Origin of the sequence: Ferrovibrio sp., from assembly GCF_017994015.1 — a bacterium.
GTDB lineage: Bacteria > Pseudomonadota > Alphaproteobacteria > Ferrovibrionales > Ferrovibrionaceae > Ferrovibrio.
This window is the reverse complement of the sequence record NZ_JAGOLP010000011.1, coordinates 19,827-45,848: the sequence shown is the minus strand read 5'-3', so window position 1 is coordinate 45,848 and position 26,022 is coordinate 19,827. Positions and strand designations below refer to the sequence as shown.

Sequence of the window (26,022 nt, the reverse complement as noted above, 5' to 3'; positions counted from 1 at the left end):
TCCAGGGTCAGGCCGCAGCCAGTTCGGCAGCGGCCTGACGCAGCTTTTGCCGGAACAGCGCGGCATTGGCGCGGGTGAAGCGCGCCGAAGGCACCGCCAGATTGAGCATGCCGAGCAGCCCCTCCGGCGCCATCACCGCAATGGCGATGCCGATGATGCCAATGGTGAATTCCTCGCGCGCATAGGCAAAGCCATCGCGCCGCGCAATGCGGATTTCCTCCCAGAGCGGCTTTGCACTGCTCAGGGTATGCGGCGTAAAACTCTCAAAGCGCGTGCGCGCCAGATAGGCGCGGATCTCGGCATCATCCATCAGGCTGAGCACAATCTTGCCCGAGGAGACGGCATAGAGCGGCGCCTTCTCGCTCACCCGCATGGTGTAGGTCAGCGCCTGTCCGCCGGTTTGAGTGGCGATGGCCACCACATGATCGCCCTCGCGCACATAGAAACCAGTGGTTTCATTGATCTCGGCCGATAGGCGCTGCAATACCGGCCGCACCCGCTCCAGCAGGCCCGGAACCGGACGTTGCCGCGCCAGTTGAGCCAGATGCGGCCCGAGCCGGTAAGCCGCCGTGGCCGCATCCTGCTCCAGATAACCCCGCGCCATCAGTGTGCCGAGCAAATGGAACAAGCTGCTACGCGGAATACCAAGCGTGTGCATCAATTGCGAAAATGAGACGTGGCCTGCCGCCACCGCCTCCAGGATATCCAGCACCCGCACAGCTGACTTCACCGGCATGGCAGCATTACCGCCACCTGCAGACGAGTCGTGCTTGACAGCAACGGCTTTATCGGCTTTGGTTTGTCTCACAGTGTGAACCAGTTTACATATATGAACTTTGTTTTGCAAGTGGTTTTGTGTGGCAAATATCAGGGATGGAAGCGGCAAGATGACCCCGGAAGAGCGTAACGAACGGCTAGCGATAACCGACCTGCTCCAGAATTGGGCAGTGTGGCGCGATGCCGGCGATTGGCAGCGGTTTCATAGCGTGTGGCATCCGGATGGCTGGATGATGGCTACCTGGTTTCAGGGTCCGGCGGCGGATTTTATCCGCGTCAGCCAGGAAGGCTGGGCCAAGGGCGTCAGCATCCTGCATTTCCTTGGCGGCATCTCGATTGATCTGGCCGGCAGCCGCGCCATCAGCCAGACCAAGATGACCATCTCTCAGCGCGCACCCGTGCAAGGCATTGCCTGCGACGTGGTCTGCACCGGGCGGTTCTACGACTTCCTGGAAAAGCGCGACGGCAAATGGGGCATGGTGATCCGCCAGCCGATCTATGAAAAGGATCGCCTGGACCCGGTTTCGCCCGGCGCAGCGCCGCTGCTGGATGCGGCCAAGCTGGCCGCCCTGCCGGAAGGTTATCGCCACCTGGCCTATATCCAGGAAGAAATCGGCTATCGCGTGAAGCGCGACATGCCAGGCCTGAAAGGGCCGGAAGTGGCGGCACTTTATGCCCGTGGCACCGCCTGGCTGCGTGGCGAGGTCATCACGCCGCAAATGTTTCTGAGCTGACAGCTATCATCGCAACAAGCGCGGCACATCCAACGACCGCGCATCGCAGGAGGAACACCATGAAGAAGATACTATTCGCCGGCTTGCTCGGCGCTGCCTTGCTCAGCCTTGCCCCGGCCGATCAGGCCCAGGCGCAGGATTGGCCAAACCGCCCGGTGCGTATGGTGGTGGGTTTTGGTGCTGGCGGCGGCACCGATATTATCGCCCGCATCATCGCCCAGCCCTTGAGCGAAATCCTTGGCCAGCCGGTGGTGGTGGAAAACAAGCCCGGTGCCGGCGGCACCATCGGCGCCGATACCGTGGCCAAGGCGCCGAAGGATGGCAGCAGCATCTTCATGATGAATAACGGCCATGCCGTTTCGGCCAGCCTCTACAAGAGCCTGCCGTATGATTCACTGAAGGATTTTGCCCCGGTATCGCTGGTGGCGACCATGCCGCTGATCATCACTGCCGGCAATAACGTGGCCGCCGGCAATATCGATGCGCTAATCAAGCTGGCGCGCAGCCAGCCCGGCAAGGTGAAATTCGCCTCGGTCGGCGTCGGCAGCACGCAGCATTTTGCCGGCGAAGTGTTCCGCTCGCTGGCCGGCATCGACATGCGCCATGTGCCATATCGCGGCACCCCGGCAGCCATCGCAGCCGTGCGCGGCGGCGAGATTGACTTGCTGGTGGAAGTGGCGGCGCCGGTGATCGGCCAGATCAAGGGCGGCGAATTGAAGGCGCTGGCGGTCACCTCGGCGCAGCGTTTCCCTGGCCTGCCGGATGTGCCCACCGTGGCTGAAGCCGGCCTGCCGGGTTATGACGTGACCACCTGGTATGGCCTGGCCTTCCCGGCCGGCACACCCGCCGCCATCGTGACCAAGATGAATGGTGCCGTGGCCCAGGCGCTGGCCAAGGATAGTGTGCGCAAGCAGGTGAGTGATGCCAGTTTCCTGCCCGCCACCAGCAATCCGGCTGATTTCACCAACCATATCGGCGCTGAAATCAAGCGCTGGGGCCAGGTGATGCAGGAAGCCGGCGTGGCGCAACAATAAGCCATGCTGCGCCTGGCCCGTGAAGCTTATGCCGGCGCCTTCCTGTTTGTGGCGGGTGCCGGCATCCTGTTGCTGACTTGGCGTTATCCCAGCGGCACACCATCGGATATCGGGCCAGGTTTTGTGTTGCAGGCCTCGGGCGCCCTGGTGGCTTTGCTGGGCCTGCTGCTAGTGCAGCGCGGCTGGCGCAAAACAGCCGACGCACCTGAAGCCGATGCCGCCGGCTTCAAACTGCGCCCCTTCATTGTGCCGGCGGCCATGGCCGGCTTCGGCCTGCTGCTGCCCTGGCTGGGCCTGGCTTTCACCGGTTTTCTCGCCACCTTGGCGGTCAGCTTCGGCGCGCGTGAATTATCCTGGCGCGAAAGGCTGCTGGCCGCCGCCATTCTCGCCGCCTTTGTCACCCTGCTGTTCGGCTATGGCCTCAAGCTGCAAGTGAAAATCTGGCCATGATGGCAGCACTCGACTCCTTCGCTTATGGCCTTGGCATTGCTTTGCAGCCGGGCAATCTGCTGTTCTGCTTCATCGGCGCACTCTGCGGCACACTGATCGGCGTGCTGCCCGGGATCGGCCCGGTGGCCACCATCGCCATGCTGCTGCCGGTCACCTTCTACCTGCCGCCAGTGGCAGCGCTGATCATGCTGGCCGGCATCTACTATGGCTCACAATATGGCGGCTCCACCACCTCGATCCTGATGCGTGTGCCTGGCGAAACCGCTTCGGTTGTCACCTGCCTGGATGGCTACCAGATGGCTTTGCGCGGGCGCGCCGGCTCGGCCTTGGCCATCGCCGCACTCGGCTCGTTCTTTGCCGGCATCGTCGGCACCATGCTCAATGTGCTGTTCGGGCCACAATTCGCCAAAATCGCGCTGGCCTTCGGCTCGGCGGAATATTTTGGCCTGATGCTGCTTGGCCTTTCAATCTCCATCGTGATGTCGCATGGCTCGATGATCGGCGCCATTGCCATGGTCGGCCTTGGCCTGGTGCTGGGCACCATCGGCCGCGATATCAATACCGGCTTTGCCCGCCTCACTTTCGGCGTGCCGGAACTGGGCGATGGCATCGGCTTTGTGCCCTTGGCCGTGGGCCTGTTCGGCATCGCCGAGGTGATGCGCAACCTTGAAGGTGATGGCGCAACCGGCAGCATGGTGAGGAAGGTCGGCCGGCTATGGCCCTCACGCGACGAAGCCCGCCGTGCAGCACCCGCCGTGTTGCGTGGCACCATGGTCGGCACCCTGCTCGGCATCCTGCCTGGCGGCGGCGCCATCCTGGCTGCTTTCAGTTCCTATGGCCTGGAAAAGCGCCTGTCGCGCCATCCGGAAGAATTCGGCCATGGTGCCGTGGAGGGTCTGGCCGGGCCGGAAGCCGCCAATAATGCCGCCGCACAGGCTTCCTTCATTCCGCTGCTCACACTTGGCATTCCGCCCAATGCTGTATTGGCTTTGCTGGTGGGCGGCATGATGATCCATGGCATCGCGCCCGGCCCCACGGTGATGACCGAACGGCCAGACCTGTTCTGGGGCCTGATCGCCTCCATGCTGATCGGCAATGTGATGCTGGTGATCATCAACCTGCCGCTGGTCGGCCTGTGGGTGCAATTCCTGAAAGTGCCTTACCGGCTGATGTTTCCGGCCATCTTCCTGTTCTGCTGCATCGGGGTTTATGGCGTCAACGGCAGCGTGTTCGAGGTGATGCTGGCGGTTGGCTTTGGCTTGCTGGGCTATCTGTTTTCCAAGCTGAACCTGGAGCCGGCGCCGCTGGTGCTGGGTTTTGTGCTCGGGCCGCTGATCGAGGAACATCTGCGCCGCGCCCTGACACTATCCGATGGCGACCCGACGGTTTTCGCCACACGCCCGCTCGCCGCCAGCCTGATTGTGCTGGCTTTGCTGGTGCCCTGCCTGGTGCTGCTGCCGCGTTTTGGCCGCAGCCGCAATGAGATATTCCAGGCCGAAAACTAAAGTGTTGCCAATTCCAGTTTGGTGCCGTGTTTCAGCCGTTCCATCGAGAAGGTGGAACTGACATCCGAGAGGCCCGGCACGGCGGCAATCAGGCGGCGATAGACCCGATCGTAATGCTGGATATCGCGCACCACCACCTTGAGCAGATAATCGATATCGCCGCTCATGCGGTGGCATTCGACAATTTCAGGAATGCTCTGCACCCCGCGCGCAAAACTTTGCAGCCAATCGGCATTATGCTGGTTGGTGCGGATTGAGACAAAAGCGGTGACGCCGAGGCCAACGGCGGCGGCATTGACCAGCGCCACCCGGCGCTCAATCACCCCGGCGGCTTCAAGCTGCTTGATGCGGCGCCAGCACGGATTTGGCGACAGGCCGACCCGCTCTGCCACCACCTGCACCGGCAAGGCGGCATCCTCCTGCAATATTCCAAGGATATGCCTGTCTATGCTATCCAATTCTAATTTTTCCACCATTATTGGATAAATATACCACAAAATCTGCCGCATCAATCGCAAAATGGGAAAACATCCCAGCCAAGCGATACCAAATTATTCCCCAGCGGCGACATTTTTAGGGGACATGGCATGCGGCTCTGGCATCGGCTTTTCAGTGAGCATCCGGCTTCTGTGGGCGAGGATTATTTTGAGCATCTGCGCGCTGCCAGCAGCTTCGGCGGTCGCATGCTGCTGGGCGGCCTGGCCTGCCTGGCGCATGGGATATTCCCGTTCCTGTTCACCACCACCGGCAGCGGCCTGATCCGGCAATTGCATGCCGATATGGTGCAGAACCGCCAGCGCCAGACCCTATCGCAGCAGGGCCTGAGCGGCGCCGATTGAGGCATTTGTCAGCGCGGGCTTTTGGCGTTAAGCATGGCGCCCTGACCGGAGCCGCCCGCCATGTCCTCAGCCGCCGATATTCATCTATTTTCCTACGGCACGTTGCAGCTTGAAGAGGTGCAACTGGCCTCCTTTGGCCGCAAGCTTGAAGGCAGCGCCGATGCCCTGCCCGGCTATCGCCAGACCATGCTGGAAATCACCGATCCCGCCGTGCTGGCCACCAGTGGCGAAAAATTCCATCCCATCGTGACGCCTTCCGGCGATCCGGCCGATGCCGTGCCTGGCCAGGTATTCCGCATCACGGCGGCGGAACTGGCAGCGGCCGATGCCTATGAAGTGGCAGATTACCGGCGTATTGAAGTGACCCTGCGCTCAGGCATCCGCGCCTGGGTCTATGTGAAAGCCTGAACCGTCATGACCAGCCTTGCCCCCACCCCCGAGGCCAGCAGCCTCGAAGCCACCACCGGCATGATCCTGTCGCTTTCCTGCATCGATCGCCCCGGCATTGTCTCGGCGGTTTCCGGCTTCCTGCTGCAACAGGGCGGCAATATCCTGGATGCGCAGCAATTCAGCGATAAGGAAACCGGGCTGTTCTTCATGCGCGTGCTGTTTGAATGCCCGCCCCAGCCCACCGCGCAGATCGCCGCCGGCTTTGGCCCGATTGCTGCCGGCCTGGGCATGACCTGGAAATTGCAGCCGGCACAGCAGCGCCAGCGGGTCATGATCCTGGTGTCGAAATTCGACCATTGCCTGGAAGATTTGCTCTACCGCACCCGCATCGGCGAATTGCCCATGGTGGTCAGCGCCGTGGTTTCCAACCATCCGCGCGCAGCCTTCGGTAGCCAGGATTTTAATGGCGCGCCGTTCTATCACCTGCCGGTGACCCCAGCCACCAAAGCGGCGCAGGAACGGCAGTTGCTTGATCTGGTGGCCGAAACCCGCACCGATCTGGTGGTGCTGGCGCGTTATATGCAAATCCTGTCTGACGATCTGTCAGGCGCGCTGGAAGGCCGCTGCATCAACATCCACCATTCCTTCCTGCCCGGCTTCAAGGGTGCCAAACCCTATCATCAGGCGTTTGACCGCGGCGTGAAACTGATCGGCGCCACCGCGCATTATGTCACCCGCGACCTGGATGAAGGCCCGATCATCGAGCAGGATGTGGAACGGATCAGCCACCGCGACACGCCGGAAGACCTGGTGCGCAAGGGCCGTGACATAGAACGTCGCGTGCTTGCCCGCGCCTTGCTCAACCACCTGGAAGGCCGCGTGATCGTGAATGGCCGGAAAACCGTGGTTTTTTCAGCCTGATAATTTTGCTGATTATTTAGGCATAATTAAATATGCACCTTATACAGCCAATTTATCTTGTAGCGCGTGTAATCCCCTCGCCATAATCGGCCGTTGTCGGAACAGCCGAATGGAAAACCGGGGTGAATTGGGCGCATCTTTTACCCGAGCGTGAAGCGGGGCAGACCATCCAGGGCGCCCTGCGCCAATCCATCATCAGTGCCATCGGCGCCGGCCGGCTGGCGGCTGGCCAACGCATGCCCCCCTCCCGCGCCCTGGCCGAGCGGATGGGTGTGGCGCGCAACACCATCATCGCGGTGTATGAGGAATTGGTGGCGCGCGGCTATCTGATCTCGACCGAACGGCGCGGCTATTTTGTCGAGGATCAGGCCGGCAAGCTGGCCGTCAACGAGAATGCCGAGCGGACCGAGACCCGCAGCCAGACCGACTGGAATGACCGCTTCGCCACCATGCCGGCGGCCTGGCGCCATATCTCCAAGCCCACCAACTGGCAGGATTACCGCTTTCCATTCATCTACGGCCAAGTCGATCCGGAATTGTTTCCGGTGGCGGTGTGGCGCACCTGCTCGCGCGATGCGATGGGCCGCTCGGCGGTGAATTACTGGGCTGCCGACCAGGCGATGGATGACGATCCGCTGCTGATCGAACAGATTTGCCGCCAGATTCTGCCGCAGCATGGTGTTTTTGCCCGGCCCGAGGAAGTGCTGGTCACGCTCGGCTCGCAACATGGCCTCTATCTGCTGTCGCAATTGCTGGTAAAGCCGGGCGAGCTGGTGGGCATTGAGGAGCCGGGCTACACCGATGCGCGCAATATCTTCGCGCTCAGCCGTGGCCAGGTGCGCGGCGTGCCGGTGGATGCGGGCGGCATGCGCCTAGGCCCCTGGCTGCAAGGCCTGCGCTATGCGGTGGTGACGCCGGCGCATCAATGCCCCACCATGGTGACCATGCCGAATGATCGCCGCCAGGCCTTGCTGAAATGGGCCGGCGCTGCCGATGCGGTGCTGATCGAGGATGATTACGAAGGCGAAACCCGGTTCGAGGCCAATATGCCGGCGCTCAAATCGATGGATCGCGATGGCCGCGTGATCTATCTCGGCACCCTGTCGAAAGTGCTGGCACCGGGCGTGCGGATCGGTTTCATGGTGGCGCCCGAAGCGGTGATCCGCGAGGCGCGGGCGTTGCGCCGGCTGATGCACCGCTCGGCGCCGCTGAACAACCAGCGCACGGCAGCCATCTTCCTGGCTGAAGGCCATTGCCAGGGCCTGGTGCGCAGCCTGCGCCATGCGCTGAAAGAGCGCTGGGAAACCATCTGTGCCGCCGTGGCAGTGGCTTTGCCGGATTTCCCACGCTCGCCCAGCATCGGCGGCTCCAGCATCTGGCTGACCTGCCCGGCCGATATCAACCCGCAGCACCTGCTGCTCAAGGCGCGGGAACGCGGCGTGCTGTTTGAACCGGGTGAACCCTTCTTCGCCACGCCGCCAGGCGAACAGCATTTCCGCCTCGGCTTCTCGTCGATTCCGGCCAGCCGGATCAATGAGGGCGTGCAGGCCCTGGCCGCTGCCGTGGCCGACCTGCGCCTCCAGACGCAACGCAGCGCGTCAATCTAATCGCAGCGTGCTCTAAAATATCTGGACCAAGCGGCTTGAGCCGATTGGACCTACTATCCAGCCGGGCATAGCGGTCAATCTGGGCGCATCCGAAATCCCTGCCGGCGAGGATCGACCGTGGATACTGCGATTAAGATTTTTCAGGCCAGCAAGATCATCACCATGAACCCATCAATCCCCACGGCCACCCATGTGGCGGTGCGCGGGGATCGTGTGCTGGCTGTTGGCACCGCCGAGGATATGGCGCCCTGGGCCGATGCGCCACTGGATACCAGCTTTGCCGACAAGGTGCTGCTGCCCGGCTTTGTGGAAGGCCATGCCCATATCATGGAAGGCGGCATCTGGGGTTTTCCCTATGTCGGCTATTTTGACCGCATCTCGCCCGAAGGCGTGCGGGTCAAGGGCATGGACAGCATCGACGCCGTGGTGGAAAAGCTGCGCGCAGTATCGGAAGCGATGAGCGATCCGGATGAAATCCTGTTCGCCTGGGGTTTTGATCCGATCTACTTTGGCGGCCGGCGCATGACCCGCCAGGATTTGGACCGCGTTTCCACCACCCGGCCGGTGCTGGTGATCCATGCCAGTTTCCACATCCTCAACGTCAACAGCTACACCTTCAACAAGATCGGCGTTGACCGCAGCACCAATATCGACGGCATTCCAAAAGCCGAGGATGGCGAACCGGCAGGCGAGATGCAGGGCGTGGCAGCGCGGCTGCGGCTGTTCCGCGGCCTGAACTGGTATGCCATCAACGAGATGGCCAAGCCCGAGCATGTGCGCCGCTTTGGCCGCTCGGCCACCATCATGGGCGTTACCACGCTGACCGACCTGCATAACGAGATGCCGGAGCAGACGCTGACCACCTATCGCCAAGTGACCGAGGAGCCGGATTTCCCGATCCGCCTGGTGCCGGCGCTATCGCGGGTTGGCCTGAGCACCGAAGGCACCATCGACTACATTCGCAAACTGCAAGCCATGAATAATGCCAAGCTGCATTTCGGCATGGTCAAGCTGATCGTGGATGGCTCGATCCAGGGCTTCACCGCCCGGCTGCGCTGGCCCGGCTATCATAACGGCGCCGAGAATGGCCTATGGTATATCGCGCCGGATGAACTGCGCAGCATAGTCAGCGCCTTGCATGCCGCCCATGTGCATATGCATATCCACACCAATGGCGATGAAGCCACCGAAGTGGTGCTGGATGCTGTGGAAGCGGCGCAGAAAGCGCATTACTGGGCCGACCATCGCCACACACTTCAGCATTGCCAGATGGCCAGCCAGCAGCAATTCCGCCGCATCAAGACCCTGGGCCTCTGCGTCAACCTGTTTTCCAACCATATCCATTACTGGGGCGACCAGCATTATGCCATCACCATGGGGCCGGAACGCGCCATGCGGATGAATGCCGCCGGCACCGCGCTGCGCCTCGGCATCCCGTTCTCGCTGCATTCGGATGCCCCGGTAACCCCGCTGGCGCCGCTTTTCACCGCCTGGTGCGCCGTGAACCGCCGCACCGTCAGCGGCCGCATCCTGAGTCCGGAAGAGCGGCTTTCAGTGGCCGATGCCCTCGCCGCCGTTACTCTTGGCACCGCCTATACGATGCGCATGGATCATCTGGTGGGCAGTATCGAGATTGGCAAATATGCCGATTTCGCCGTGCTGGAGCAGGACCCGTTCAGCGTAGACCCAGCCGCCTTGAAGGATATTCCGATCTGGGGCACGGTCTGCGGCGGCAAGCCGTTCCAGGCGCCAAAAGCAAGCTGAGTGGCAGCCCCATGATACCGCCAAGCACCAGGATTCCCTTCACGGTAATTGGCGGCTTTCTTGGCGCCGGCAAAACCACCTTCCTCAACCATCTGCTGCGCCAGGATCGCCAGCGTTATACCGTGATGGTGAATGATTTCGGCGCCGTGAATATCGATGCCGCGCTGATCGAAAGCCATGATGGCGGCACCATCAACCTGAAAAATGGCTGTGTCTGTTGCAGTTTGGCCGATGGCCTGTCGGATGCCTTGCTGCGGGTGCTGAACGCGCCGGTGGCGCCGGAGCATATAGTGATTGAGGCCAGCGGCGTGGGCGATCCCTGGCAGATTGCCGAAGTGGCCTTGATCGAGCCTGATCTGAGCCTGGCTGCGGTGATTGTGCTGGTGGATGCCGAGCAGCTTGCCGCGCAACTGGCCGATGGCTATATCGGCGACACCGTGCGGCGCCAGATCAGCCGCGCCGACCTGCTGCTGCTGAACAAGATGGATCTTGTGGGCGAAGCACAAGCGGCCCATTGCCAGAGCTTGCTGCGCCAGCTGGCACCGCAGGGCCGCATCCTGCCCACCATCCAGGCCCAGCCGCCCATCGCGCTGTTGCATTTTGAACGTGACACCACGCCGGATGCAGTGGCCGCCGCCGCTTTGCCACCGATTGACGGGCATGGCATTCAGCGCTGGCTCTATCGTCGGCCGGCCGCCTTGCAACGTGCCGGGCTGGAAAGGCTGCTGCGGCAGATGCCGCCCGCCCTGCTGCGCCTGAAAGGCTGGTGCCGCTTTGCCGGCGATGATCAGTCATATCTGCTGCAACTGAGCGGCCCGCGCTGGAGCCTCAGCCCCAGCCCGGGCCTGCCCACCGCCTTGCTGGGTATGGAAACCCTGCTGGTTGGCCTCGGCACGCCGGAACTGCCCGAGGCGGCGGCACTGGATGCTGCTTTTGACGCCATCCTGGCGCCCGCCGAAGCCGCTGTGGCATAGCGGATATGCCGGCTGTGGCCCTACGGCCAGCCGGCCGGGCTTGTCACAGTAAAGCCCCCTGATTGATGTGACCGGTATGACCAAGCCCAGCCAAGATGCCCGCTCCACAGATGCCTACCGCGCCGCCCTGCATTGGCTGGCGCGTTTGCAGAACAACAACCTGATCGGCAATGAACTGGTGCCAGCCCTGGATGGCAGCGGCTTCGATGTGCTCAACCCGGCAACGCTGCAAGTGCTTGGCAAGGCGGCGGAAAGCAAGGCGGCCGATGTGGATCGCGCCGTGGCGGCGGCCAAGGCGGCGCAGCCCGGCTGGGCCGGCATCGCCGCGCGTGAACGCGGCAAGCGGGTGGCCGCAGCCGGCCGCGCCCTGGCGGCAGATGCCGAAGCCATTGCCGTGCTGCTGGCGCTGGAAACCGGCAAGGCTGTGCGCACCGAATGCCGTGGCGAATTGCGCGTGGCCGCTGACCTGCTGGAATTCTATGGCGGCCTGGCCTCTGAACTGAAAGGCGAAACGCTGCCCTTCAGCCCGGACACCCTGTCGGTCACCTTGCGCGAACCGCTTGGCGTGGTGGCGGCGATCCTGCCCTGGAATGTGCCGCTGGTGCTGATGATGCTGAAAGTGGCGCCAGCCCTGGTAGCAGGCAACAGCGTGGTGATCAAGGCCGCCGAGGAAGCGCCTTTCGCCACCCTGGCCGCTGCCCGCATTCTGGCCGACCACTTGCCGGCCGGCGTGGTGAATGTGGTGGTGGGTGATGGGCCGGATTGCGGCGCGCCGCTCACCGCGCATCCTGATGTGGTTAAGATCACCTTCACCGGTTCGCAGCCGGTGGGCGAGATTGTCTATCAGGCCGGCGCCAAGCGGATCATTCCGGTCAGCCTGGAACTGGGCGGCAAAAGCCCGATGATCGTGTTTGCCGATGCCGATCTGGAACGCAGCGTGGAAGGCGCCATTGCCGGCATGCGCTTCACCCGCCAGGGCCAGAGCTGCACCGCCGCCAGCCGCATCTATGTGCACAAGGATTTGATGCCGGCTTTCACCGCCCGCCTGACCGAGCGGCTGGAAAGCATGGTGATCGGCGATCCGCTGGATGAGGCCACGGATATCGGCACGATCATTTCGGCCGGGCAGAAAGCCACCATCGATCGCTATGTTGCCATTGGCGAAGCCACGCTGGGCGTAACAACATTGCGCTGTGGCAGGATGGCGCTGGATGAAACCCTGCGGCCCGACCTGTTCATGCAGCCGGTGCTATTCGCCGGCCTGCCGGCCGAAAGCCCGGTGCTGCGCGAGGAAATTTTCGGCCCGGTGGCGGTGCTGGTGGCCTGGGATGATTACGAGGCGGTGCTGGCCGCAGCGAATGACAGTCCCTATGGTCTTGCCGCAACGGTATGGACGCGCGATCTTGGCCGCGCCCTGGATTCCACCCGCCGCCTCAATGCCGGCTATGTGCAGGTGAACCAGAATCTCACCATCCAGCCCAATCTGAGCTATGGCGGCTTCGGCAAATCCGGCCTTGGCAAAGAAGCATCACTGGAAGCCATGCTGGAGCATTTCACGCGCAAGAAAACCATCGTGTTCAGCGGCATGTGATGGCAGCATCCGGCCTGCAATCCCTGCTCGACACAACAGCGCCATTGGCGCTTGCCGGCGCCGCGTTGGCCTTGCTGGCGGCAGCCATTCTACGCAGCTTTGCCGGTTTTGGCTTCGCCCTGGTGGCTGTGCCACTCACCAGCATGGCCTTGCCGCCCTCGCGCTCGGTGCCAGTGGTTTTCCTGCTGCAACTGATTATTGGCGCGCTTGATACGGCGCGGCATTACCGATCATTTGACCGCAGCTTCATCACCATGGCGCTGGTCGCCTGCGCCACCACGCCGCTGGGTGTTTACCTGCTGGCGATTGCTTCACCCGGCATGGCCCGCCTCACCATTGCCGTGATGATGCTATGCGGTGTGATGCTACTGTGGCGCCCGCGCTTGCTGCCCTTGCATGCCAATCATGGCTTTGGCGCAGTCGCCGGTGTCGGGGTGGGTTTGTGCAACGGCATGGCAGCGATGCCAGGCCCACCCGCCATAGCCTATTCGCTGCTCACCAACATGCCGGCGGATCAGGCACGCAAATCACTGATGGTGCTTTTCTTCATCACGGCCTTGGCCGGTGTGCCGAGTGCGATGGCTTTCGGCATTGCCGATACTGCCACTTTTGCACTCGCCGCGGCATCGATGCCGGTGATAATCCTCGGCTCGTGGATCGGCGAGATGCTGTTCCGTCGTTACGGCACAAGAACTTTTAGAAGCGTCGCTTTGTTGACTTTGATTGGTACGGCCCTTGCAATGCTTGCACGTGAGCTCTGGATGATGGTTTTCGCTCAGTAAAAAAACCAGCAGCAGACAGCGGCAACAAACAGAGGAGTAGACATGATGAAGCTAACCCTATCTCGACGTTTGTTCGGCCTGGCTGGCGCCAGTGCGATGGCTTTGCTGCTTGGTGCGGGCAGCATTTCAGCGCAGCCAAAATCAGGCGGCACATTGGTGATCGGCACCACACAGGCACCGCGCCATTTTAATGGCGCCGTACAATCCGGTGTTGCCACTGCTCTGCCCAGCACGCAGATTTTTGCCAGCCCACTGCGCTATGACGATAAGTGGAATCCGCAGCCTTATCTGGCCGAAGCCTGGGAACAATCCTCGGATGGCAAGACCATCACGCTCAAGCTGGTGAAGAATGCGGTTTTCCATGATGGCAAGCCGATCACATCGGAAGATGTTGCCTTCTCGATCATGACGATCAAGGCCAACCATCCGTTCCAGACCATGCTTGGCCCGGTGCAGTTGGTGGAAACCCCTGATGCGCATACGGCTGTGATCAAGCTGTCGCAGCCGCATCCGGCCTTGCTGCTGGCGATGTCGCCGGCGCTGATGCCGATCCTGCCCAAGCATGTTTATGGTATTGGCGGCGATGTGAAGGTGCATCCGGCCAATATCAAGCCGGTCGGTTCCGGCCCATTCAAGCTGACCGAATACAAGCAGGGCGAATACTATGCCCTGGAGAAGTTTGACAAATATTTTCGCCCCGGCCTGCCCTATCTCGACAAGATCGTGGTGCGCCTGATTCCGGACGAGAACAACCTGATGATCGGCCTGGAGCGCCAGGAGATCAACATGGTGCCGTTCCTGTCTGGCGTGCGCACTATTGATCGCATCGAAAAGATGAAAAACATCATCACCACCTCGAAGGGTTACGAAGGCATCGGCCCGATCAACTGGCTCGCCTTCAACACCAAGAAGAAGCCGCTGGATGATGTGCGCGTGCGCCAGGCGATTGCCTATGCGGTGAATCGTGATTTCATCACCGGCAAGCTGATGGGCGGCAAGCCGGATCAGGTGCTGGGGCCGATTATCAACACCTCACCCTTCGCCGATTTAAGCCTGGAGCAATACAAGCTCGATCTGAAGAAGGCTGAAAAGCTGCTGGACGAAGCCGGCTATAAGAAAGGCGCCGATGGCGTGCGCTTTCCGCTGCAAGTGGATTTTATCCCTGGCAATGACGAGCAGCAGCGCAATCTGGCAGAATATCTGCGACCGCAGCTCAAAAAGATCGGCATCGCCGTTGAAGTGCGGGCGGCGCCCGATTTCCCGACCTGGGCGCAGCGTATCGCCAGCTTCGATTTTGACCTGACCTTCGATCTGGTGTTCAACTGGGGCGACCCGGTGATTGGTGTGGCACGCACCTATCTCACCTCGAATATCCGCAAGGGTGTGATCTGGTCGAATACGCAGCAATATTCCAATCCGCGTGTTGATGAATTGCTGCAACAGGCCGCCATCGAAACCGATCAGGCCAAGCGCAAGGCATTGTATGTTGAATTCCAGAAGCTGGTTGTGGCTGATGCCCCGATCTACTTCATCAACTCGGTGCCGTATCGCAGCGCCTTCGTATCCAGCCTCGGCAATCTGCCCACCACGATCTGGGGGCCGATGTCGCCGATGGATGAACTCTACTGGCAGAACCGCTAATACGCAGCCCGTCTCGCCCGCAACCTGTACTGGATCGTCATGGCATTGATATCGGATATTCTCATCAAGATCGCGAATGCGGCACTGCTGCTGCTTGCGGTCGTGATCCTGAATTTCTGCCTTATCCATGCCGCGCCCGGCGATCCAGCCCAGGTCATTGCGGGCGAGATGGGTGGCGCTTCCATTGAAGTGATCGAGCAGATTCGCCAGCGCTATGGCCTTGATAAACCGCTTGGGCATCAATTGCTGACCTATGTCGGGCGCATCGTGCAAGGCGATTTCGGCCATTCCTTCTATTTTAACGAACAGGTCAGCGTGCTGATCCTGCAACGCATGCCGGCCACCATCATCCTGGTCTTTGCCGCGCTGCTGCTCTCAGTGCTGGCCGGCACCTTGCTGGGCGTGCTCAGTGCCAGGCGGCCGAACAGCCTGCTCAATCATTTTGTCACGTTCTTTTCGCTTGCCGGCTATGCCGCGCCGGTATTCTGGACCGGCCTGATGCTGATCCTGCTGTTTGCCTCCTACCTGCCGCTTTTCCCAGCCAGCGGCATGGCTGATGTGGCCTATCCCAAACAGGGCCTGGCCTATATCCTGGATGTGCTGCATCACCTGACCTTGCCGGCACTGACACTGGGCATTGTCTACATGGCTCAATATAGCCGCCTGTCGCGCACCAGCATGATCGATGCGCTGCGCGCCGATTATATCCGCACCGCACGTGCCAAGGGTTTGCGTGAATCGGTGGTGGTGTTCAAGCATGCGCTGCGCAATGCACTGATTCCGGTGGTTACTGTGGTCGGCCTGCAATTCGGCCATCTTTTTGCCGGTGCCGTGCTGGTGGAAACTGTATTCGGCTGGCCCGGCCTGGGCCGCTTGGTTTTTGAATCGATCCTGCGCCGCGATTATCCCACCCTGCTTGGTGTGCTGTTCTTTTCCGCCTTGCTGGTGATGCTGGCCAATATCCTGACCGATCTGGCCTATCGCCTGATCGATCCGCGCATCCGGGTACGCAAATGAGCCTGCCGCCAGCCCCTGCCAGCCGAAACGAGACCCTAGCCGTAGCGCGCATCTCTCCGTTGCGCGAAACCTTCAATCTGTTTCTGCGTAATCCGACCGGATTGATCGGCATTTGCCTGTTCCTGATTATCCTGATTGCCACGCTGGTTGGCCCGCTGATCTACCCGATTGATCCGTTTGATATCGCCGGCGCGCCGTTCAATGCGCCGGATGGCGAATACTGGCTCGGCACCGATTATCTGGGCCGCGACATCCTGGCCGGCCTGCTGGTGGGTGGTCGCGCCACGCTGGCGGTTGGTGCGGTTGCAGCACTGATCACATTGGTGATCGGTATCACCATGGGAGCATTGAGCGGTTATTTCGGCAACCCGCTTGATACTGTGCTTATGAAGATCACTGAATTTTTTCAGGTGCTGCCTACCTTGCTGTTCGCCATGGTGCTGGTAACGCTGTTTGGCGCTTCGCTGGAAACCATCACTATCGCCATCGGGGTGGTGAGCTGGACCAGTGTGGCGCGCCTGACCCGCGCCGAATTCCTGCGCATCCGCGAACTGGATTATGTCAAGGCCGTAACCGCTGCCGGCGGTGGCAATGGCTACACCATCACCCGGGTGATCCTGCCCAATGCGCTGCCGCCGATCATTGTTTCCGCCACCTTCGCCATCGGTGTCGCGATCCTGTTTGAAGGCGGCCTGAGTTTTCTCGGCCTAGGCGATCCCAATGTGATGAGCTGGGGCATGATGATTGGTCAGAACCGCAATTATGTGCTGGATGCCTGGTGGGCGGTGCTGGTGCCGGGCAGCGCCATCTTCCTGGCGGTGCTGAGCATCAGCCTGATCGGCGACGGCATCAACGACGCGCTCAACCCGCGCCTGCGCAAACGGTGACAAACATGGCCCCGGTTCTGCAAATCGAGGATTTGACTGTCAGCCTGCAACGCCCCGGCGATACGGTGCCGGTGCTGGAGAAATTGTCGTTTTCGGTCGAGGCCGGCAAAACCATCGCCCTGGTGGGTGAATCCGGCTGCGGCAAGAGCATGACGGCATTGGCGATCATGGGCCTGATGCCGGAAGGCTTTGCCATCTCCTCCGGTCGCATCCTGCTGGAAGGCCGCGATGTGGCGCATATGCCAAACGACGAATTGCGCCAGTTGCGTGGCAACCGCATGTCGATGATCTTCCAGGAACCGATGACGGCGCTTAACCCGGTTTATACCGTGGGTGACCAGATCTGCGAGGCGCTGCAACTGCATCAGGGCCTGGATCGCCCGGCTGCGCGTGAACGCGCCATCGCCATGCTGCGCGCAGTGCAGATACCGGCGCCGGAACGGCGTATTGATGTTTATCCGCACCAGATGTCGGGCGGTATGCGCCAGCGCGTGATGATTGCCATGGCGCTGGCTTGCCGGCCGCGCCTGCTGATCGCCGACGAGCCGACGACAGCGCTGGATGTGACCGTTCAGGCGCAGATTTTTGATCTGCTGAAAACACTGCAACAGGATATCGGCACCGCCATCGTGCTGATCACACATGATCTCAGCGCCGTGGCCGATATCGCCGATGATGTGGCGGTGCTCTATGCCGGGCGCAGCATCGAGCAGGGCCCGAGCGGCGCCATCCTGGCTGCGCCAAGCCATCCTTATACACGCGGCCTGATCGCCAGCGTGCCACATCTACGCCTAGGCCAGGCCGCTGCCGCCCGACCAAACGCCCTGGAGGAAATACCCGGTATGGTGCCGGGCCTTGGCAAACGCGGTGCGCTTTGCGGCTTTGCGCCGCGCTGCAATCATGCCAGCGGCCGTTGCGCTGATACAGCACCGGCGGCCCAGGCTGTGGCACCCGATCATCATGTTGCCTGCTGGCATCCGCAGGGGGCAATGGCATGAGCAACCCGATCCTGCTTGAAGTAAACGATCTGGTGGTGCATTTCCCGGCCGGCCGGGCCGGGCCGTTTGGGCCGCGCCAGACCGTGCATGCCGTGGATGGCATCAGCTTCCGCGTGCCGCGCCAGAGCACCTTCGGCATTGTCGGCGAAAGCGGCTCGGGTAAATCCACCACGGCGCAAGCGATCATGCGGCTGGTGCCGATCACCAGCGGCCGTGTACGCCTGGGCGATGATGATCTGACCGAATTGCGCGGCGCCGCGCTGCGCAAGACGCGGCGGCATTTCCAGATGATCTTTCAGGACCCGTTCTCGTCACTTAATCCGCGCCGCCGGGCAGGCGACCTGATCCGCGAGCCGCTTGACCTGCTGGATGTGGGCAGCGCCATCGAACGTGACGAGCGGGTGGAAGAATTGCTCGCCGCCGTGGGCCTGCCGCCGGAAGCAGCGATGCTGTTTCCGCATCAATTTTCGGGTGGCCAGCGCCAGCGCCTGGTGATTGCGCGCGCATTATCTACCAAACCCGATCTGATAGTCTGCGACGAACCGGTTTCGGCGCTGGATGTGGCAATCCAGGCGCAGATTCTGAATCTGCTGCAACGGCTGCAACGTGAACTGGGTTTGACCTATGTGTTTATCTCGCATGATCTTGGCGTGGTGCAGCATCTTTGCGACCAGATCGCGGTGATGTATCTCGGCCAGATTGTGGAATTGGCGCCGGCGGCAACATTGTTCGGCGCGCCGCAGCATCCCTATACCTGGTCGCTGATGGCAGCCGCAGCACCGGCCGGCATTCTGCGCAACAGCATGAAACAGCAATTCGGCCTGCGGGGTGAACCACCCAGCCCGATCAATCCGCCGCCTGGCTGCCGTTTCGCCGCACGTTGCCCGTTTGCCGATGAACGCTGCCGGCGTGAAACGCCAAAATTATCGATCCGCGCGCCGCAGCATTTTGTTGCCTGCCACAAAGCGGATGAAGTGAGCCAGGCCGGCCAGAGCATCATGGCCGCTGCCTGAGCTTTTTCTGGATCAGCCGGAAAGCACCGGCTGGTTCTACAAGCCGGGTCGGCGCCATGCTAATCTTATGCCGCGTATAGCCAGGAGGATACCCGTGAGCGCTTCAGCCAATGCCCTCGCCTCGCCGCTGCATAACGAGGATCTGTCGTTTCACTGGATGCCGTTCACGGCCAACCGGCAGTTCAAGCAGCAGCCGCGCATCATCGCCCGGGCCGAAGGTGTGCATTACTGGAATGATCGCGGCGAGAAGCTGGTGGATGGCCTGTCCGGCCTGTTCTGCACCCCGGCCGGCCATGGCCGGCGCGAAATTCGCGATGCTGTGGCAGCGCAGCTAGAGCGGCTGGATTACGCGCCGCCGTTTCAATTCGGCACCCCGGGCAGCTTCCAGCTCGCACGCGAGATTGCACAACTCACGCCAGCCGACATAGATCGCGTTTTCTTCGTCGGCTCCGGTTCGGAAGCGGTGGAAAGCGCCATCAAGATCGCCATCCAATATCATCGCCGCCGTGGCGACGGCCAGCGCCTGCGCGTGGTTGGCCGCGAGAAGGGTTATCATGGCGTGAATTTCGCCGGCTGGTCGGTTGGCGGCATGGTGCGCAACCGCGACATGTTTGGCCTTGGCATGCCCGGCGTGTCGCATCTGCGCCACACGCATATTGCTGAAAACCGCTTTCAGCTTGGCCAAGGCGAGCATGGCGCCGATCTGGCCGATGATTTGCAGCGTTTGGTGGACCTGCATGGCGGCGACACCATTGCCGCCTGTATCGTTGAACCGATTGCCGGTTCAGTGGGTATCCTGCCGCCGCCCAAGGGCTATCTGGAAAAGCTGCGGGCGATCTGCGACAAACATGGCATCCTGCTGATCTTCGACGAGGTCATCACCGGCTTTGGCCGCACCGGCGAAGCTTTTGCCGCGCAGGCCTTTGGTGTGACACCGGATATCATGACCATGGCCAAGGCCATCACCAACGGCAATATCCCGATGGCGGCCGTGGCGGTGCGTAATGGGGTTTACGACACCATTGTTGATGCCGTGCCGGGCGGCATCGAGTTTTTCCATGGTTACACCTGGTCGGCGCATCCGGTGGCCTGTGCCGCCGCCAGCGCCACACTGAAGATTTTCAAGGATGAGGAGCTGTTCGTCCGCGCCAAGGCGTTGACGCCGAAATTCCTCGAACGCCTCGGCGCCCTGCGCAAACACGCCATCGTGCAGGATATCCGCGGGTATGGCCTGCTTGGCGGCATTGATCTGGCCCCGGCGGAAGCTGCCGGCGCGCGCGGCTTTGCCGTGTTGACCGGACTGTTCAACACCGGCGCGGTGGTGCGTGTAACCTACGACACCATCATCCTGGCACCGCCCTTCATTGCCACGGAAGACGATCTCGACGACCTGTTCGGCAAGATCGATGCCGTGCTGGCAAAGCTATAGGGGCTTTGGGCTATTGGCATAGCGCCTTGATCAGCTTCCTTGAGTTGGAGACAAAGCCGAAGCATTTTTTCACATTCCATACCGTGGCCTCGGTGCAGAAAGCCGGCGACGAGGTGGCGCAGCAATCCTCCACCAGCACGCAGCCATAGCCGAGGAAATTGGCATCGGTGAGACTATGCAGCACACATTGATCGGTGTTCACGCCGCTGAACAGCAATGTGCGGATATCCAGGTTGCGCAGGATTGAATCCAGCGGCGTGTCCCAAAAGCCGCTGATGCGGTATTTGTCGACCTTGATATCTTCCGGTGCCTGCTCCAGCTCGTCCACCACGGCGGCGGCCCAGCTATCCTTCTCCAGCACGCGGGCACCGGAACCGGGCAGCGGATCGCCCAGACCCACACCGCTGCCGGCCGGTTTGTAGAGATGAATCTGGTTTGGCGGCATATTGGCCAGATCAGGCCGGTTGCCCCAATTGACCCAGATTACCGGAATGCCTGCAGCCCGCAAAACCGGCAGCAGCTTCTGCAACGGCTTGATCGGCGCCCGGTCAGGCCGGTAATCGCCGCCGATATGATCCACCCAGCCGCCCGCCGTGCAGAAATCATTCTGCATGTCGATCACGATCATCGCCGTGCGATTGGCATCAAAGCTGATATCCTGCGGCGCCGCCTTGAGGCTAACCGGGCGAGCCGGCCGGGGCGGCAAGGCCATATCAATATGTTTGGCATTGGCGCCCCAGACATAGCCGGCGCGTGGTGCGCCCAAAGTGGCAAGTTTCGGGCTGGCGGCTTTGGTCATCGCTTGGCTCCTGTTGCAGCAAGATCACAGAGCAAGAAGCAAATCCTTTGCCAAAGCCAAACCGGGTGTTTGCCTGGTGCAACGTGCATACGATGCCTCTATTTTGGGCTTTGCATGCAATTTTGAGCAGCATCCTTGCGCAGCCCTGGCTGGCCATATTGCAAAAACTTCCGAATCCCATTGCTGAATCACTGCTTCGGGCGCTGGCATGCTGATTGCAATCCTGTTCAGCACTACCGCGCGCCGCCAATGCCGGCAGCGCCCGTGCCGAAGGGGGAAGTCATGCTGCATTCCAATCGTCGCCGGTTTTTGCAGGGCAGTGCCGCCGCTGCCGGCGTTACGCTGCTGGGTCATTGGGCCCTGCCCGCCCGCGCTGCCGGGCCGCTCACCGTGGGCGTGCTGATCCCTGGTTCAAAATCCGACAAGGGCTGGATGGAATCCGGCTATGACGGCCTCAAGGCGGTGGAAAAGAGACTCGGCGACAAGGTGAAGATCAGCTTCATCGAGAATGTGAAATTCGGCGAGATGGAACAGGTGCTGGTGGCGCTGGCCGGCAAGAACGAACTAATCATCGGTGTTGGCGGCCAGACCCAGGCATCGGTGATGAAAGTGGCGCCGCGCTTCGCCAAGAAGAAATTTGCCATCGTCGGCGGCAATGCCGATCCAAACAAACCGGCTAATGTCTCGGGCTACGATGTGCGCCAGGCCGAAATCGGCTTTGTTGCCGGTGCCGCCGCAGCCATGCTGTCGAAGAACGGCGCTGTGTCCTATGTCGGCGGCCTGGAAATTCCCGCCATCGTCAATACCGGCAAGGAATTCGGCAACGGCGCCAAATACATCAATCCGGCCATCAAGTATTTTGAGAATTACACTGGCGATTTCGACGACGTGGCGAAATCCAAGGAGGCAACCCTGGCCGCCATCGCCCAGGGCGCCGATGTGCATTACCACATTCTCAATCTCGGCCTGCGCGGCATGGAGCAGGCGGCGCGCGAGAAAGGCACGCATATCATCGGCAGCTACACGGATCGTTGCGGCACGGACCCGCTCTATATCGCCTATTCAATCACCGGCGTGGGTTATCAGGTGGAATACGCCATCGAACAGGCTGTGGCCGGCACCTGGAAACCGGAATTCAAGCCTTTCGGTCTGGCAATGGGGCCGAAATCCTCGGATATCGTGATCTGCGGCGGCGGCACGCCGGCAATGAAGGCCAAGCTGGAAGAGATCAAGAAAGACCTGCTCTCGGGCAAGATCAAAGTACTCGACGCCTGATGCCAGCTCTGGCCGAGGCGAGCGCGATGGAAACAGCACCAGTAGCGGCAGATGCCCGTCCGCTGCTGGTGCTGGAAGCCGTATCGAAGCGCTTCGGCAGCTTGCTGGCCCTGGCCGATATCAGCCTGGAATTCCATGCCGGCGAAGTACATTGCCTGTTGGGCGAGAACGGCGCCGGCAAATCCACGCTCTGCAATCTGATCTTCGGCACCCATGCGCCCGATAGCGGCTTCATGCGCTATGCCGGCCGCGAATGGCTGCCGGCCGGCCCGGCCGAAGCGCTGAATAGCGGCATCGCCATGGTGCATCAGCATTTCAGCGTGGTGCCACGCATGAGCGTGGTGGAAAACCTGATGCTGGGCCAGGCCAAGGGCATCCTGGCGCATCACACCTACGCCGAACGGATTCGCGAATTGAGCCGGCGCTACGATCTGGTGGTCGATCCGGATGCCATCGTCGGCGACTTGTCGGTGGGTGAGCGCCAGCGCGTCGAGATCGTGAAATGCCTGATGCGCGAGCCGCGCCTGCTGGTGCTGGATGAGCCGACCGCTGTGCTGCCGCCGGAGGAAATCGGCGCCCTGCTGGAGATTGTGCGCCGTGTGGCCGATGACGGCCGCGCCGTGATCATGGTGACACACAAACTGGCCGAAATCGCCAAGGTGGCCGACAAGGTGAGCGTGCTGCGGGGTGGGCGCCACATCACCACGGCACGCATGGCCGAGGCCCAGATGGGCGATCTAGTGCGCGCCATGGTGGGCCGTGAAGTCGTATCGCTGGAAAGCGCACTCCAGGCCAGCTTGGCCGATATCAAGCCGTTGGCGGTAGACCCTGAAAAGCCACGCCCCTTTGCCCTGGTCTGCAACGGTTTGACCGTGAAGGACCGCAGCGGCGCGGTGCGGCTGGATAATTTTACCCTGGAAATCCGGGCCGGCGAAGTGATCGGCCTGGCCGGCGTGGAGGGCAATGGCCAATCCGAGCTGGGCCGCGTGCTGGCCGGGCTGCTCAAACCCAGCGCCGGCCGGTTCCATATCGGCGAACAGGATATGACCGATGCCGGTCCGGCTGCCGTTACCGCCGCAGGCGGCGGGATCGTACCCGAGGATCGCCATGCCGTGGCCTGTGTCACCGGCATGAATGTGGCCGAGAACATGTTCCTCAACAAGCTGGGACAATTCACCCGCTTCGGCATGCTGCAACGTCGCGCGCTAACCGATGCGGCGCGCAGCCTGATGCAGGAATACGATGTGCGTGCCGCCAGCGCCGAAGTGGCCTTTGGCGGCCTGTCTGGCGGCAACCAGCAGAAAGCGGTGCTAGCGCGTGAATTGACCCTCGACCCGCTTGTTTTCCTATTGGCGGCCCAGCCGACGCGCGGCCTGGATATCGGCGCCGTGGAAGCCGTGTATCGCCAGATCCGTGCCGCTGCGGCACGCGGTGTTGGCGTACTGCTGATATCAAGCGAGTTGGATGAATTGATCGCCGCCTCCGATCGCATCCTGGTGCTGTATCGCGGCCGGGTAATCGGCGAGAAGCCGGCACGGATGGATCAGCGTGAAGCCATCGGCGCCTTGATGTCGGGGCATGCAGCATGACGGCGCTTGTGATCGACCGGCAACAAATCTCCCGCACCGCCCTGCGTTTGGCAGTGCCGCTCGGCGCCACATTGCTGGCGCTGCTATTGGGCTTGCTGATGATAGCACTATCCGGTCGTTCGGTGCCGGATGCGGTGGAAGCCTTCATTGATGGCGCCATCGGTTCGCCCTTCGCCTTTGGTGCCTCGGTCAACCGCGCCGTGGCGCTGGCCCTGGTCGGCTTCGGCTTCATCATCGCCAATCGCGCCAACCTGACCAATGTGGGCGGTGAAGGCCAGATCGCCGTGGGCGGCATCGCTGCCACTGCCGTGGCGCTTTATGGCGGCGTGCAGGATTTGGGCCTTGGCCTGGCGGTGCTGCTGCCACTCTTGGCCGGTGCGCTGGCCGGCGCCGGCTGGGGCGCTATTGCCGGCGTGATGAAAGTGCGCTTCGGCACCAATGAAGTGATCTCCACCCTGCTGCTTGGCTTCATCGCTTTGCTGCTGGTCTACTGGAGTGTGCAATCCGACAATCTGCTGCGCCAGCCGCGCAATTCCTCGGCCACCCTGCCGGAATCGCTGCCGATCCCGCCCAGCACACAATTGCCCGCACTCACCCCCGATCCAGAATCGCCACTGCATATCGGCCTACTGCTGTGTCTGCTGGCCGCCATCGCCACCGCTGTGTTGCTGCAACGCTCCAGCTTCGGCCTGCGGCTGCGCGCTGTTGGCCTGAATGAATTGGCGGCACGCCGCGCCGGCATGCCTTGCGACTGGTTGCTGGTGGCGGCACTCGGCATTGCCGGCGCACTTGGCGGGATGGCCGGCGCCAGCATGATTCAGGGTGAACAATACTACCTCAAGGCTGGCTTCTCCTCGGGCTACGGCTTCGATGGCCTAGTGGTCGGCCTGCTGTCACGCGGCTCGGCGGTGGGTGTGCTGGCGGGGGCGCTGTTTTTCGGCTTCCTGCGCTCGGGCGGCATCTCGATGGAAATTTCCGCCCAGGTGCCGGCCGCGCTCACCCTAGTTATCCAGGGCCTGATCGTGATCAGTGTTGCCGGTTCGGTCATTCTGGCTGAACGGCTGTCCGGGGAGGCGAAATGATAGTCGACCTGCTGCCTGTCTTCATCACCTCGACTTTACGCCTGGCTATGCCGCTGATCCTGGCTGCCACCGGCGAACTGGTCAGCGAACGCGCCGGTGTGCTCAATCTCAGCCTGGAAGGCATGATGCTGACCGCGGCCTTCTTCGGTGCGCTGGGCGCCTGGGGCACCGGCATCCCGGCACTCGGCATTGTCTGCGCCATGCTGGCCGCCCTGGCGGTTGCCGCCTTGCAAGCCGTGCTGAGTGTGCGGCTGCGCGCCAACCAGCTTGTGGTGGGTATTGGCTTCAACATTCTGGCGCTGGGCGCCACCACCTTGCTCTACCGCATCATTTTCGGCGGCCTGTCGCGTGAGCAGATTCCCGGCCTGGCCAAGCTGAACATTCCCGGCCTGAGTGACCTGCCGCTGATCGGCCCGGCGCTGTTTCAGCAATCCTTGCTGGTCTATTTTGGCCTGGCCTGTGTCGCCGGCATCTGGTGGATGCTGAAATACACGTCTTTCGGCCTGGCCGTGCGCGCCGTGGGCGACGATCCGCGCGCCGGCGACAAGGCAGGCATTCCGGTGGCACGCACGCGCTTTCAGGCGGTGCTGATCACCGGTGTGATGGCAGGTCTGGCCGGCTCATTCCTCTCCGTGGCAGATATCAACACCTTCACCGAAAACATGACCAACGGCGCCGGCTATCTGGCCCTGGCCGCCGTGATCTTCGGCGGCTGGACAGTGTGGCGCACCGTTGGCGCCTGCCTGCTGTTTGGCGCCGCCACGGCTTTGCAATTCCAGTTGCCGGCGATGGGTGTGAATGTACCTACCGCCTTGCTGCTGATGCTGCCCTATATTCTGGCGCTGCTGGCGGTGGCCGGCGTGGTGGGCCGGCTTGATCCGCCGGCCGCGCTCACCCTGCCCTTCCAGCGCGGAAAATGACACT

25 protein-coding genes are annotated in these 26,022 nt (G+C 61.8%); 22 read left to right on the top strand and 3 right to left on the bottom strand.

Annotated features, from left to right (window positions below; translation table 11 throughout):
• Positions 1-7: 7 nt before the first annotated feature.
• Entirely contained in the window at positions 8-736 is a 729-nt protein-coding gene (locus KBB36_RS08270; protein WP_290978603.1) for an IclR family transcriptional regulator, read from the bottom strand.
• Positions 737-887: 151 nt separating this feature from the next.
• On the opposite strand from KBB36_RS08270, the gene KBB36_RS08265 reads away from it, so the two are divergent.
• From KBB36_RS08265 to KBB36_RS08250, 4 genes are read left to right on the top strand one after another with little or no spacing between them, the layout of a single operon-like run.
• Positions 888-1,511, top strand: a complete 624-nt coding sequence (locus tag KBB36_RS08265) for a nuclear transport factor 2 family protein (protein ID WP_290978600.1) — start codon at positions 888-890, stop codon at positions 1,509-1,511.
• Positions 1,512-1,570: 59 nt separating this feature from the next.
• Positions 1,571-2,545, top strand: coding sequence for a tripartite tricarboxylate transporter substrate binding protein (locus KBB36_RS08260; protein WP_290978597.1), 975 nt, complete (start codon positions 1,571-1,573; stop codon positions 2,543-2,545).
• Positions 2,546-2,548: 3 nt separating this feature from the next.
• Complete coding sequence (locus tag KBB36_RS08255; protein ID WP_290978594.1) at positions 2,549-2,995, top strand: tripartite tricarboxylate transporter TctB family protein; 447 nt, start codon at positions 2,549-2,551, stop codon at positions 2,993-2,995.
• Entirely contained in the window at positions 2,992-4,500 is a 1,509-nt protein-coding gene (locus tag KBB36_RS08250) for a tripartite tricarboxylate transporter permease (RefSeq protein WP_290978591.1), read from the top strand. The genes KBB36_RS08255 and KBB36_RS08250 overlap by 4 nt, the downstream gene beginning before the upstream one ends.
• Here the strand turns inward: KBB36_RS08250 and KBB36_RS08245 are convergent.
• On the bottom strand, positions 4,497-4,958 hold the full coding sequence (locus tag KBB36_RS08245; protein WP_290978588.1) for an Lrp/AsnC family transcriptional regulator: 462 nt from the start codon (positions 4,956-4,958) through the stop codon (positions 4,497-4,499). The genes KBB36_RS08250 and KBB36_RS08245 overlap by 4 nt on opposite strands.
• 129 nt (positions 4,959-5,087) lie before the next feature.
• On the opposite strand from KBB36_RS08245, the gene KBB36_RS08240 reads away from it, so the two are divergent.
• From KBB36_RS08240 to KBB36_RS08175, 14 genes are all read left to right on the top strand, one after another.
• A complete protein-coding gene (locus KBB36_RS08240) occupies positions 5,088-5,339 on the top strand; it encodes a DUF6356 family protein (RefSeq protein ID WP_290978585.1) in 252 nt (83 codons plus the stop codon).
• A 60-nt stretch (positions 5,340-5,399) separates the two neighbouring features.
• Positions 5,400-5,747, top strand: a complete 348-nt coding sequence (locus KBB36_RS08235; protein ID WP_290978583.1) for a gamma-glutamylcyclotransferase family protein — start codon at positions 5,400-5,402, stop codon at positions 5,745-5,747.
• A 6-nt stretch (positions 5,748-5,753) separates the two neighbouring features.
• Positions 5,754-6,650, top strand: a complete 897-nt coding sequence (purU, locus tag KBB36_RS08230; RefSeq protein ID WP_290978581.1) for a formyltetrahydrofolate deformylase — start codon at positions 5,754-5,756, stop codon at positions 6,648-6,650.
• 122 nt (positions 6,651-6,772) lie between these two features.
• Positions 6,773-8,257 (top strand): PLP-dependent aminotransferase family protein, encoded by a 1,485-nt coding sequence (locus tag KBB36_RS08225; protein ID WP_290978578.1) that lies wholly within the window; start codon positions 6,773-6,775, stop codon positions 8,255-8,257.
• 117 nt (positions 8,258-8,374) lie between these two features.
• A complete protein-coding gene (locus KBB36_RS08220) occupies positions 8,375-10,021 on the top strand; it encodes an amidohydrolase (protein ID WP_290978575.1) in 1,647 nt (548 codons plus the stop codon).
• An 11-nt stretch (positions 10,022-10,032) separates the two neighbouring features.
• Positions 10,033-10,995 (top strand): GTP-binding protein, encoded by a 963-nt coding sequence (locus KBB36_RS08215; RefSeq protein WP_290978573.1) that lies wholly within the window; start codon positions 10,033-10,035, stop codon positions 10,993-10,995.
• 76 nt (positions 10,996-11,071) lie between these two features.
• Entirely contained in the window at positions 11,072-12,586 is a 1,515-nt protein-coding gene (locus KBB36_RS08210) for an aldehyde dehydrogenase family protein (RefSeq protein WP_290978571.1), read from the top strand.
• Positions 12,586-13,368: a sulfite exporter TauE/SafE family protein gene (locus tag KBB36_RS08205; RefSeq protein ID WP_290978569.1), complete on the top strand. Its 783-nt coding sequence runs from the start codon at positions 12,586-12,588 to the stop codon at positions 13,366-13,368. The genes KBB36_RS08210 and KBB36_RS08205 overlap by 1 nt, the downstream gene beginning before the upstream one ends.
• A 42-nt stretch (positions 13,369-13,410) precedes the next feature.
• Positions 13,411-15,009 (top strand): ABC transporter substrate-binding protein, encoded by a 1,599-nt coding sequence (locus KBB36_RS08200; protein WP_290978567.1) that lies wholly within the window; start codon positions 13,411-13,413, stop codon positions 15,007-15,009.
• A gap of 39 nt (positions 15,010-15,048) precedes the next feature.
• Complete coding sequence (locus KBB36_RS08195; protein WP_290978565.1) at positions 15,049-16,026, top strand: ABC transporter permease; 978 nt, start codon at positions 15,049-15,051, stop codon at positions 16,024-16,026.
• Positions 16,023-16,913: an ABC transporter permease gene (locus KBB36_RS08190; RefSeq protein ID WP_290978563.1), complete on the top strand. Its 891-nt coding sequence runs from the start codon at positions 16,023-16,025 to the stop codon at positions 16,911-16,913. The genes KBB36_RS08195 and KBB36_RS08190 overlap by 4 nt, the downstream gene beginning before the upstream one ends.
• A gap of 5 nt (positions 16,914-16,918) precedes the next feature.
• Positions 16,919-17,911, top strand: coding sequence for an ABC transporter ATP-binding protein (locus tag KBB36_RS08185; RefSeq protein ID WP_290978561.1), 993 nt, complete (start codon positions 16,919-16,921; stop codon positions 17,909-17,911).
• The gene (locus KBB36_RS08180) at positions 17,908-18,924 is read left to right on the top strand and encodes an ABC transporter ATP-binding protein (RefSeq protein ID WP_290978559.1); all 1,017 of its coding nucleotides are present in this window, start codon (positions 17,908-17,910) and stop codon (positions 18,922-18,924) included. Before KBB36_RS08185 ends, KBB36_RS08180 begins: the two co-directional genes overlap by 4 nt.
• A 157-nt stretch (positions 18,925-19,081) precedes the next feature.
• Positions 19,082-20,353, top strand: coding sequence for an aminotransferase class III-fold pyridoxal phosphate-dependent enzyme (locus KBB36_RS08175; RefSeq protein ID WP_290978734.1), 1,272 nt, complete (start codon positions 19,082-19,084; stop codon positions 20,351-20,353).
• A gap of 10 nt (positions 20,354-20,363) precedes the next feature.
• Here the strand turns inward: KBB36_RS08175 and KBB36_RS08170 are convergent, their stop codons facing one another.
• Positions 20,364-21,152: a cysteine hydrolase family protein gene (locus tag KBB36_RS08170; protein ID WP_290978557.1), complete on the bottom strand. Its 789-nt coding sequence runs from the start codon at positions 21,150-21,152 to the stop codon at positions 20,364-20,366.
• A 282-nt stretch (positions 21,153-21,434) separates the two neighbouring features.
• Here KBB36_RS08170 and KBB36_RS08165 point away from each other — a divergent pair, with 282 nt between their 5' ends.
• The 4 genes from KBB36_RS08165 to KBB36_RS08150 are packed head-to-tail and all read left to right on the top strand — an operon-like array spanning position 21,435 to position 26,018.
• Positions 21,435-22,427, top strand: coding sequence for a BMP family protein (locus tag KBB36_RS08165; RefSeq protein ID WP_290978556.1), 993 nt, complete (start codon positions 21,435-21,437; stop codon positions 22,425-22,427).
• 26 nt (positions 22,428-22,453) lie between these two features.
• Positions 22,454-24,016 (top strand): ABC transporter ATP-binding protein, encoded by a 1,563-nt coding sequence (locus KBB36_RS08160; protein WP_290978554.1) that lies wholly within the window; start codon positions 22,454-22,456, stop codon positions 24,014-24,016.
• Positions 24,013-25,098 (top strand): hypothetical protein, encoded by a 1,086-nt coding sequence (locus KBB36_RS08155; protein ID WP_290978552.1) that lies wholly within the window; start codon positions 24,013-24,015, stop codon positions 25,096-25,098. Before KBB36_RS08160 ends, KBB36_RS08155 begins: the two co-directional genes overlap by 4 nt.
• Entirely contained in the window at positions 25,095-26,018 is a 924-nt protein-coding gene (locus KBB36_RS08150; RefSeq protein WP_290978550.1) for an ABC transporter permease, read from the top strand. Before KBB36_RS08155 ends, KBB36_RS08150 begins: the two co-directional genes overlap by 4 nt.
• Positions 26,019-26,022: the final 4 nt, after the last annotated feature.